At 49.7% G+C, this 10,958-nt stretch carries 8 protein-coding genes; all 8 read left to right on the plus strand.

Annotation, left to right across the window (positions count from 1 at the left end; genetic code table 11):
- Window positions 1–1,435, plus strand: a 1,435-nt coding sequence (locus tag VIM87_RS05365) for a glycoside hydrolase family 92 protein (RefSeq protein ID WP_331995982.1), incomplete at its 5' end; no start/stop codon positions are given.
- A gap of 9 nt (window positions 1,436–1,444) precedes the next feature.
- On the plus strand, window positions 1,445–2,833 hold the full coding sequence (locus VIM87_RS05370; RefSeq protein ID WP_331995983.1) for an SGNH/GDSL hydrolase family protein: 1,389 nt from the start codon (window positions 1,445–1,447) through the stop codon (window positions 2,831–2,833).
- A gap of 8 nt (window positions 2,834–2,841) precedes the next feature.
- Complete coding sequence (locus tag VIM87_RS05375; protein WP_331995984.1) at window positions 2,842–3,666, plus strand: alpha/beta hydrolase family protein; 825 nt, start codon at window positions 2,842–2,844, stop codon at window positions 3,664–3,666.
- A gap of 133 nt (window positions 3,667–3,799) precedes the next feature.
- On the plus strand, window positions 3,800–5,578 hold the full coding sequence (locus VIM87_RS05380) for a RagB/SusD family nutrient uptake outer membrane protein (protein WP_331995985.1): 1,779 nt from the start codon (window positions 3,800–3,802) through the stop codon (window positions 5,576–5,578).
- Between the two features lie 18 nt (window positions 5,579–5,596).
- Complete coding sequence (locus tag VIM87_RS05385; RefSeq protein WP_331995986.1) at window positions 5,597–6,022, plus strand: DUF5004 domain-containing protein; 426 nt, start codon at window positions 5,597–5,599, stop codon at window positions 6,020–6,022.
- 26 nt (window positions 6,023–6,048) lie between these two features.
- Entirely contained in the window at window positions 6,049–7,065 is a 1,017-nt protein-coding gene (locus VIM87_RS05390; RefSeq protein ID WP_331995987.1) for a DUF4961 domain-containing protein, read from the plus strand.
- Between the two features lie 147 nt (window positions 7,066–7,212).
- Window positions 7,213–10,233, plus strand: a complete 3,021-nt coding sequence (locus tag VIM87_RS05395) for a SusC/RagA family TonB-linked outer membrane protein (RefSeq protein WP_414649593.1) — start codon at window positions 7,213–7,215, stop codon at window positions 10,231–10,233.
- A gap of 13 nt (window positions 10,234–10,246) precedes the next feature.
- Window positions 10,247–10,958, plus strand: a 712-nt coding sequence (locus VIM87_RS05400) for a RagB/SusD family nutrient uptake outer membrane protein (RefSeq protein ID WP_331995989.1), incomplete at its 3' end; no start/stop codon positions are given.

A 10,958-nucleotide genomic window follows, 5' to 3' on the forward strand; every position in this document is an offset into this window, starting at 1 on the left:
GTTCGATACAAAGGCGGGAGAGCAGGTATTCATGAAAGCAGGCATCTCCTTCGTAAGCATGGAAGGCGCAGCAGCTAACCTGCAGCAGGAAATAAAGGACTGGAATTTTGATAAAGTACATAGCCGTGCCCGTGAGCTGTGGAACAGGGAGCTTTCCCGCATACAGGTAGCCGGCGGCACAAAAGAAGAGCAGCAGGTATTCTATACTGCATTATATCATACCATGATAGATCCGCGCATTGTGCAGGATGTAGATGGTAAATATACCGGCGGAGATGGTAAGGTACATAGGGGCAGCACTTTCCGCAAGCGCACCATCTTCAGCGGATGGGATGTGTTCCGCAGCCAGATGCCCCTGCAAACCATTATCAATCCTTCACTGATCAACGACCTGGTTAATTCGCTGGTTACTCTGGCGCAGGAAAAGAATAAAGATTACCTGGAACGCTGGGAGCTGCTCAATGCCTATTCAGGCTGTATGCTGGGCAATCCCGCTGTATCAGTGATCGCAGACGCCTATGCAAAAGGGATCCGCAATTATAATGTGCCGGAAGCATACCGTCTTTCAGTTAATTCGGTAGAGCGCTTTGGAAACGGGGATAAAGGTTATACACCGGGAAACCTTTGCCTTTCCTATACACTGGAATATGCTTACACCGATTGGTGTGTATCACAGCTGGCTAAAGCGCTGCATCACCCGGACGATGAAAAGAAATACGCTTTAAGAGGCGGGAACTATAAAAAGATCTTTGACGCGGAAAAAGGATGGTTCAGGCCCCGCGATACAGCGGGCAACTGGCTGCCATGGCCGGATGCAGGCCGTATGACGGCCTGGTATGGCACCATGGAAAGTAATCCTTACCAGCAGGGATGGTTTGTGCCGCAGGATGTAGATGGGATGGTGGCGCTTATGGGAGGAAAAGAAAAAGTGATCAGCGATCTTGAGTCGTTCTTTGCACATACGCCGGAGAATATGATGTGGAATGATTATTACAATCATGCCAATGAGCCGGTGCATCACGTGCCTTTCCTGTTTAACAGGCTGGGAAAACCCTGGTTAACACAGCAATGGACCAGGGCCATTTGCCGCAGGGCCTATCATAACAGTGTAGAAGGCCTGGTAGGTAATGAAGATGTAGGGCAGATGTCGGCCTGGTATGTGCTGGCAGCTATTGGCCTGCACCCCGTGTGCCCGGGCGATACCCGGCAGGAGATCACCAGCCCGGTGTTTGACCAGGTAAGCTTAAAGCTGGAGAAGGGCCGCTTTACCATCAAAGCCATCAACAATTCACCGGAGAATATTTATATACAAAGCGCAAGGCTGAATGGGAAGCCGCTTAACCAGTGCCACATCGACTACCGGGAAATTGCCAGGGGCGGTTTGCTGGAGCTGGTAATGGGGCCTGCACCCGCACAGCAATGGGGAATTAATTAATACAAGCACATGCGAAGAAAACTACTGTTATTGTTCATGGCTGCAGCGGGCTTACAGGCAAAAGCGCAGCAAGGTCCTGCACCTTTTCAGCAGGGCGACCGTGTTGTTTTTGTTGGCAACAGTATTACCGACGGGGGCCACTATCATTCCTACATCTGGCTGTACTACATGACCCATTTTCCGGGCAGGCGCATTACCTGCCTCAATGCCGGGATAGGAGGGGATGTTATTACCCAGATCTATGAGCGCTTTGAGGATGATGTGCTTTCAAAAAAGCCCACGGTGCTTACCCTTACCTGGGGCATGAATGATACCGGCTACTTTGAATGGTACCGTGCAGATGGAAAGGATACCATGCAGAAAAAGCTGGACCGTTCGTATAGCAGTTACCGTTTGGTGGAAGAGCAGCTGAAAAAGCGTGCAGATATTAAGAAGATCTTCATTGGCACTTCGCCTTATGATGAAACAACTAAGTTCACGGATAAAAATATCTTCCCTCACAAAGCCGAAGCCCTGACCGAAGTAGTAGCCTTCCAGGAACAGGCGGCAAAGAAGAACGGATGGCCGTTTGTTGATTTTTACCATCCTATGAGAACTATTAATCAACGCGAACAGCAGCGGGATTCCACTTTCAGCCTTACGCCCGGTGACCGTATCCATCCTGATAATGATGGTCATATGGTAATGGCGTACCTGTTCCTGAAGGCCCAGGGCCTTGCTGACAAACCAGTTGCCGGCATAAAGATCGATGCAGCTGCCAAAAAGGTACAGCAGGCGCTGAACTGTAAGATCAATGGGCTAACAGCAACAGCATCCGGTATCAGCTTTGGCTACCTGGCGCAGTCGCTCCCTTACCCGCTGGATACTATTCCGCGCGGCTGGGGCAATCACAATAAACAGGCAGATGCACTGAAAGTAGTGCCTTTTATGAAAGAGTTTAACCAGGAAATATTGCAGGTGAGCGGGTTACAGGCAGGCAGCTATAACCTGTTGATGGATGGTGAAAAAGTAGGTGTTTATGATGCAGGCCAGCTGGCGGCAGGTATTAACCTGGCTGAAAATACCCGCACGCCGGAATACCAGCAGGCGATCCAGATCCGGGAATTGAATGAAGAGCGCTGGGATATTGAAAGACGTTTGAGAATGTATGCCTGGATAGAATTTGATTTCCTGAAACCAAGAGGAATGCTTTTCAAGGATGATAATGCAGCAATGGATTCTGTGAATGCCCATGCAGCAACAGATTGGGCGGTAGGCGGCAACAAGGATAACTTTTCCCGCGCCCGTTACAAAGCCCTGCGTGAAGTATGGCAGGAAGAAATGAATATCCTTACAGATAAAATTTACCAGATCAATCAACCAAAGCTGCACACCATTACCATTGCAGCAGCCAGATAGCCCGACTTATGAAGAACATTTTCAGAATTAGTTTATTACTGCTAAGCATACTGTATACTTCACAGCTGCTGGCAGCAAAGGTGGATACTGTTACTACATTCAGCGCTGCCATGCACAAAGAGATCAAAGCCGTTGTGATCACCCCGCGGAATTACAGCAGCAAAAGCAGGCTGCCGGTGCTTTACCTGCTGCATGGGTTTAGCGGTAATTACAGCGACTGGGTGAAAAAAGATACAGGGCTGGCAAAGCTGACAGACGAATATCACATGATCATTGTATGCCCGGACGGCGATTTTGCCAGCTGGTATTTTGACAGCCCGGTAAAAGCCGGCTCAAAGTATGAAACCTATGTTGCAGGTGAGCTGGTGAGCTGGATCGATCAGCATTATTCCACGATTGCGAGCCGTAACGGCAGGGCTATTGCGGGATTGAGCATGGGCGGGCATGGCGCGCTGTACCTGGCTTTCCGGCATACCAATACTTTTGGCGCAGTGGGCAGCATGAGCGGGGGAGTAGACCTGCGCGCTTTTCCGCAAAGCTTTGGGCTGGATGAGGTGCTGGGAAAATACAGTGAGAACCCGGAGCGCTGGGAAAAGAACAGTGTGGTGAACATGCTGTACCTGGTAACGCCTAACCAGCTGGCTATTACCATTGATTGCGGGGCAGACGATTTTTTCATCCGGTATAATAACAAGCTGCATGAAGCGCTGCTGGAGCGGAATATACCGCATGACTATACCGTAAGGCCGGGTGCACATGCCTGGGAATACTGGTCTAATTCCATCCGGTACCAGGCCTTGTTTTTTCATCAATACTTTGAGAAAAATAATTGATTTAATTTGCTAAACCGGTTTAGTAATCGTATTTTAGTATCATCAGCCAGATCAGAGAATTTTAATACTATACCACGCTAACAGAACTTTTTGGGGCAACCTAGTCACTGATACAAATAAACCACGCCAATTTATGATAAAACGAATTCCCGTTTTAGTGCTAATGGCATCGGCATTGGTGTATGCATCCTGCAAAAAAGAGGGCTTCCTTACTGCCACCTCTACCACCAACCTGACCGAACAAACTATTTTTGCCGACAGTTCCAGGACCGTTGGTTTCTTAGCCAATATTTATTCCAATACAGGGTTAAGTGCAAGCCTGAGCCGCTTTTCCTATAACTATGTTGTTTGCGGCGGGCTGGAGGCGGCCTGTGATGAGGCGGAACCCTCGCATGCTTTTTCTACACCCGCTACACAATTTGCAACCGGTACGGTAAATGCCGGCATCATTGGGGAGGAGCCGTACAAGACCTGCTACAGCAACATCCGCGCAGTGAACGTATTAATTAAGAACCTTCCCAACGCACCATTAAGGCCCGCTTACAAAACCCAGATGGTAGCAGAAGCACGCTTTCTGCGCGCCTGGTATTATGCTTTGCTGGTGCAGCATTACGGCGGTGTGCCGCTGGTAGGCGATACCCTGCTTACCTATGATAAACCCATTAAGGCAAAGCGGAATACTTATGCGGAGTGTGTGGATTACATCCTCTCTGAATGTGATGCTGCCGCCGCTATACTGCCTTCCACGCAAATGGGCCTCAACTACGGACGCGCATCCAAAGGAGCCTGCCTGGCATTGAAAGCACGAGTGCTGTTATACGCAGCCAGCCCGCTGTTCAATGGCACCACATTGCCGGCAGATGCGGGCCCGGGTGGCGGAGTGGAAGTAGATCCTGCACTGGTAGGTTATCCCACGTTTGATATGAACCGCTGGAAGCTGGCGGAGAATGCCGCCCAGGCAGTAATTGCCATGGGCGTGTATTCTTTGAACACCGTGAATAATTACCAGACAAGCTTACCGGGTTATGGCTTCCAGGGATTGTTCCCCTTACGTGTGAATACGGAATACATTTTTGAATTGATGCGCCCTACGGGCAACAGTGATCTTGAGAATATATGCCTGCCTCCTTCACGGGGTAGCAATGGCTCCGGCTCTTTCCCTTACCAGGGGCTGGTGGATGCTTTTCCGATGAGAAATGGAAAGCCCATCACCGATCCCACCTCCGGCTATAATCCTGCTGATCCTTATAAAGACCGTGACCCAAGATTGGAATACAGCATCATCCACGATCAAACGGTATTGCTGGTGCGTACCAGTAACGGGCAAACGAACGGATCTGCTCCTGTGAACATTTTCGTGGGCAATTATAACGGCATCCTCACCGGGCAGGATGCAGTGCACCAGGGTACGCTTACAGGGTATTACAATAATAAAATGCTGGACCCTGCCGCCATTGCAGCTACCCTCAGCTTTGGCAGCAACAGGGTAATGCCGCTGATACGCTACGCCGAAGTATTGCTGAACTATGCAGAAGCTGCCAATGAATATGAAGGTCCTACCGGAAATGTATACGCCGCTGTGGAAGCAGTACGGCAGCGCGCAGGGCTGGATCCTTACCAGCTGCCCACCGGCCTTTCACAGGCTGAAATGCGCACCCGTATCCAGAATGAGCGAAGAGTGGAGCTGGCGTATGAAGGGCACCGCTTCTGGGATGTGAGAAGATGGAAGATAGCGCCGCAAACAGAAAACATTCAATCCATGGGCATGGAAGTGAACCGCAATGGAGGCGCTGTTACCTACAAGCCATTCAACGTTACCAAACATAATTTCCGCCCGGCAATGTACCTGTGGCCGTTCCCGCTTTCAGAAACGGGTAAGTCGCCGGAATTAGTTCAAAACCCAGGTTATTAATCTTAATTCCCGTATGATATGAATCGCTTTATACTCTTCATCGCTGCCTGTATCGTTTTCCTTGCTTCCTGTAAAGTAGAGGAGATTGCCCCGGTAGCTGAAGCGCCCAAGAATTTAACCGGCCGCTGGAAAATTATTAAGGCCACCCGGAATGGTACGGACATTACCAACGTTTTTGATTTTACACAGTTCAGGCTGCGGTTTGATTCCACGGGCAATTACACGCTGGAGAACAAGCTGCCCTTCCTGGTGAAGGCAAACGGGAAGTATGCGCTGGATGATCCGGAATACCCGTTCAAGCTCACGCTTACGCCTGAAGGAGGTACTGCCATCACTACCTCGCTCAATTATCCAACGAGTGCCGGTGTGAGGCTGTTAAACCTCAGCTTCGTTCCCGGCTGTGAGCTGAATGCCTATATCTATACACTTTCAAGGGACAACTGATTTCTGAAAACTTACCTGATTATTATATGTTACCACGTTTACGAATCAAAGGACAGCGGATCTGGATGCTGGCCGCACTGCTGATAGTGGCCGTTATTTTCAGCTTCTGTCATATAAAGATCACCAAGGTGACCATTCCCGCATCTGCCAAGGTAGGGGATGTGGTGCCTATTCAGCTGGATATTGATGTATCCTGTAACTCCGATGGTTCTGATAAGCTGATCCTGGGAGTGCTGATGCCCAAAGGCTGGAAAGGTGCACAGAACTTAACCGCCACTTACAAAGGCAGCAAAGGGGATGGCAGCTTTGTAATGACGCCGCTCAGCACCCTGGCCCCGCATGGGGATGGGAAGAACTGGCCGGACTACATGCGCGCAACATTTGGTATTGCCGGCAACCTGATAGATGATATGGAATGGGTAGTGATGCAAAGCGATGTGCCGTTCACCTACAGCAATGGCACCAAGATCACCGGCTCTATTTTCCTTAAGCTGAAAGTAGGGGCAGACGATAACCCCACCCTTGTAAAGCTGGCGTATGTAGTGGCGAATACTACCAATGGCTTTACTTCTGATGGCAATGTGGATGCAGGTTACGGACCTACTGCGGAATATTATAATGAATATATCGGCGACTGTTTTACAGTAACCGGTGGAAGCGGCGACCTGGTTGACTTCTGTAATCCGCAGCTCACCACTATTTCACCGCCCAAGTCCCTGGATAATGACCTGGTGACCATCACCTTCGATTCCAATGTAGCCAATACAGCCCTTTCAGGAAGCAGTGAAGTATACCTCTGCGCCACGGGCACCACCAATGATGGTAAAACGATCATTATCTGTGAGCAAACCAGCAAAACACTGATGAAGCTCACGGGCAGGGGGCGGTATGAGATCACCCTCTGGCCGCGCTCGTTCTTTGGCATCAACGATAGTCAAACGGTCACTAATATGACCTACTATATCCGGGATAAATCCGGCACTAAGCAGGTTGGCTATGGTAATACCACTGCACCTTTCACTTATAAGTTTAAATGTGGCTGATCATTGCTACTACCAAAATCATCGTTTAAAACTGATTCTATGCGCTATTGGTACTATAATATATGCCTGATCGGTGTAGCCTGTCTGCTGGCGCTTCCGCATACTACGCGCGCCTTTCAGTCAGCACAGGATACCACCACAAAGAGCATGGCTCATCCGGGATGGGCAAATGGCACGGTTGTGAATGAATTTAATGAGCCCCTGCCCGGTGTAAAGGTGGGCGTTAAAAATAAAGCAGCTGCAGTATTCACGGATAAGAACGGGCATTTTGAAATAGATGCACCCGCAGGCGCCACGCTTGTGTTTTCCTATAAAGATTACTATGCCCGTGAATTACCCGTAAAAGCGGGAACCGCCCTGGATGTGCAGCTAACGGATGCTTTCCTGAGATCGCCACAACAGGTGAACATGCTGTATGAGCGGGTAGACCGTTCACGCGTGCTGGGCGCCGTATCCACCATTTATACCAACCAGCTTACCACCACGCCGGCTTCCCTGTACGTATATGCGTTCCCGGGCCAAATGTCCGGCGTGTACACCAAACAGAATAGCGGGTTCACCTCTTTCAATGTAAATGAAATATCTTCTCCCGAGGTGATCGGGCAAACACTGGTAAATGCAAGCTCCAATAACAACCGGTCAACAGATAACTCAGAGATTGCCCTGAGCGTACGCGGGCAAACGCCTATAACTGTGATCGACGGTGTGCAGCGGGAGATCTCTTCTATTGATCCGGAATCCATCGAATCCATTTCAGTGCTGAAAGATGGCTTCTCTACCTTATTGCTGGGCAATAACAGCTCACACCCCGTGGTGCTGGTCACTACGCGCAGGGGAGAGCTGGGGCGCCCGCGTATTTCGTTTACAGCGCAATCCGGCGTGCAGCAGTCATTAGGCCTGCCAAAGCCGCTGCCGGCCTACCAGTATGCTTACCTCCTGAATGAAACGCTGGCAAATGACGGCAAGCCCCCGCTGTATAGCGAGGAGGATTTCAATGCTTACCGGCAGCATACCGATCCTGTTGGCCATCCGGATGTGAACTGGTTTAATACCCTGCTGCGGAAATCTTCTCCCATCTCCAATTATAAGCTGAACGTGAACGGGGGTACGAATGTAGCGCGTTATTCCGTATCACTGAGCTATTTTGACCAGGAGGGGATCTTCAAAACCAGCCCGGATATTACCTATAATACCAACAACAGCTTAAAGCGTTATATCATCAATTCCGATATAGGCGTGCAGGTTAATAAAAACCTGAATGTAGACCTGCAATTGTTTGGCCGGGTGCAGAACGCGCGCGAGCCGGGGAATGATTACAATGCCCTGCTGTCGGCGCTGTACTCCACGCCCAATAACGCCTATCCCATCTATAATCCCAACGGCACTTTCGGCGGTAATAATATCGGCGGCAATAACGGGCCTTATAGTAATAACCTGTTGTCCAGGGCGCAGTACTCAGGGTATACACAGAATAATACCAATGACATCCTGGCGAATGTAGACCTGCATTATAACCTGAACAGCGTATTGCCCGGGCTAAGCGCAAAGCTGAAAGGGAATTTATCTTACCAGTCCATTACAGCGCTGGACAGAAGCCTGCAAAACCCTTCCTATGGATTGATCAATAATGAGTACCTCATTTATGGTGCTACCGTTGCGCAGAACAACAAGTTCCGTACAGTATTTACTTCCCGGCAGTCCTTCGGGCAATTCAGCCTGAACTACGACCGGCACTTTAATAAAAGTAATGTAACGGCCCAGGCGTTGTATGATGTGAAGTCCATTGTAGCCAACTACGACCTGGCTTCCACCACTACGAATATAGGTGCAAGAGCAGGTTACGATTATGAGAATAAGTATTTCGTGAATGCCACGCTCATTGGCAGCAAGAATAACCGTTATCCGCCCGGCGGCCAGTGGGGCCTGTTCTACGGCGCAGGCCTGGGATGGGAAATGGGGCGTGAATCATTTATAAAGGATAATATTTCCTGGATCAGCGGCTGGAAATGGAGGGCTACCTATGCAAGAACCGGCAATGCCAATATTGACCTGAACTCAGCGCTGTATTACGCCTATTCACAAACTTATTCTTCCAACAACAATAATAAGAATTACCAGGTAGGCACCAGCTACACCAATGTATACTATCAGTATGAGGGTACCCTGGCTAATCCATACATCACCTGGGAAAAAGGGGATAAGCTGGATATTGGTACTGATATCTCTTTCCTGCATGACCGTTTGCAGCTGACCGCTGATTATTACCACGACCGCTATTCCGATGTGCTGGGCTTTCGCGGCAACTCCATCGCCCTATTGGGAACAGCTTATCCGCTGGAGAATATCGGTAAGAACCTTTACCAGGGCATAGAGCTGTCGCTGACCTATAACAACCACGCAGGCAATTTCAACTACTTTGTAACGGCCAATGGCAGCCTGGCCTATTCAAAGATCCTTTACAACGACGAGCTGGCAACGCCCTATGCCTGGAACAGCCGCACCGGTTTGCCGGTATCAGGTACCTTCTACGGCTATACGGCATTAGGACTTTACCAGGATGCGCATGATGCCGCCACCAGCGCGCATATAGCAGGGTATACCCCCAGCCCCGGCGATATCAAGTACAAAGATCTTAACGGTGATGGTGTGATCGATTACTTTGACCAGTCCACCATCGGGGGCCGCAAGCCGCTGGCTTTTTACGGCGTAACCCTGGGCGCCAATTACAAGGGATTTAATTTCAGCGTTATTATCCAGGGAGTGGCCAACCGGCAGATCAGTGTGGAGAATAATGTGATCGATCATTTTGGCCTGGATTATTCAACTACTAACGGGCAGGCATATGCCAGCGCCACCGGCCGCTGGACGCCGGAAACGGCCGACCGGGCTACGCTCTCCCGCCTGGCAGTATCTGCGGCAAATAATAACTCCCTGTTCTCCACTTTTTACCTGAAGAATGGCAATTACGTACGCTTACGCAATGCGGAGCTGGGATATTCATTGCCTTACAGTTTGCTGAAAAGGATCCGCATCTCCGGTTTGAAAATATTCCTGGATGGGGAGAACCTGTTCACCATTGCAGGATTTAAGGGAATGGACCCGGAAGTAATGCCCAATAGCTACCCGATACAAAGAGTGGTAACTGCCGGGGTTAATATTAAGTTATAAATGAGATTGAGCTATGCAAAGAAATTATATTCATACAATAGCTGTTTTCCTGCTGGCAGCGGTCATTTTGGGCGCTTGCAAAAAATACGAGCAGTTCCCGGTAGATAAGGTGACCGGCAACTATGTATTTGATCCGCTGGATTCTGCAGGGGTAAATGCACAGTCGTTCCTGTATGGCATCTATGCCATTGTGAAGAACGGCCATAACCGGGTAGGCGGTGATTACCTGGATGCAGCGTCGGATGATGCGGTATCTTCCAAAACAGGCGGTAATATACCGGTAACCCTCATTGCTACCAATGCGGTAACTGCTTTCAATTTCCCGGGTGCGGAAAATCTATGGGAAGGCACCAATCTTTCACAGTCGCCCAATAATACCGGGGTGCCGGAATCGTTCTGGGCTGGCATCCGCAACGCCAATATTTTCATCAATGGCATTGGCGTAGTGCCGGTAAAGGGCGGGCTTGCCAATGGTACTACAACCACCCAGGTGTGGAGAAGCGAAGCGCGGTTCCTGCGCGCTTATTTTTACTTTGAGCTGGTAAGGCGTTATGGCGGTGTACCGCTGCTGGGCGATAAAGTGTATAATATCGGTGAAGATCTTAGCCTTCCCCGCAGCAGCTTTGCCGACTGCATTGCTTACATTACAAGCGAATGTGATGCCATCAAAGACAGCCTGATCACCGCACCGGTAGCAGATGCAGATAACTACCGTGCTACAAAGG

Source organism: Chitinophaga sp. (assembly GCF_036569125.1).
In the GTDB taxonomy this organism is placed as follows: Bacteria; Bacteroidota; Bacteroidia; order Chitinophagales; family Chitinophagaceae; genus Chitinophaga.

Coding starts and splice junctions, on each gene's coding strand:
- VIM87_RS05395 (WP_414649593.1), top strand. CDS start 7,213: ATGGCTCATCCGGGATGGGCAAATGGCACGGTTGTGAATGAATTTAAT.
- VIM87_RS05370 (WP_331995983.1), top strand. CDS start 1,445: ATGCGAAGAAAACTACTGTTATTGTTCATGGCTGCAGCGGGCTTACAG.
- VIM87_RS05385 (WP_331995986.1), top strand. CDS start 5,597: ATGAATCGCTTTATACTCTTCATCGCTGCCTGTATCGTTTTCCTTGCT.
- VIM87_RS05390 (WP_331995987.1), top strand. CDS start 6,049: ATGTTACCACGTTTACGAATCAAAGGACAGCGGATCTGGATGCTGGCC.
- VIM87_RS05380 (WP_331995985.1), top strand. CDS start 3,800: ATGATAAAACGAATTCCCGTTTTAGTGCTAATGGCATCGGCATTGGTG.
- VIM87_RS05375 (WP_331995984.1), top strand. CDS start 2,842: ATGAAGAACATTTTCAGAATTAGTTTATTACTGCTAAGCATACTGTAT.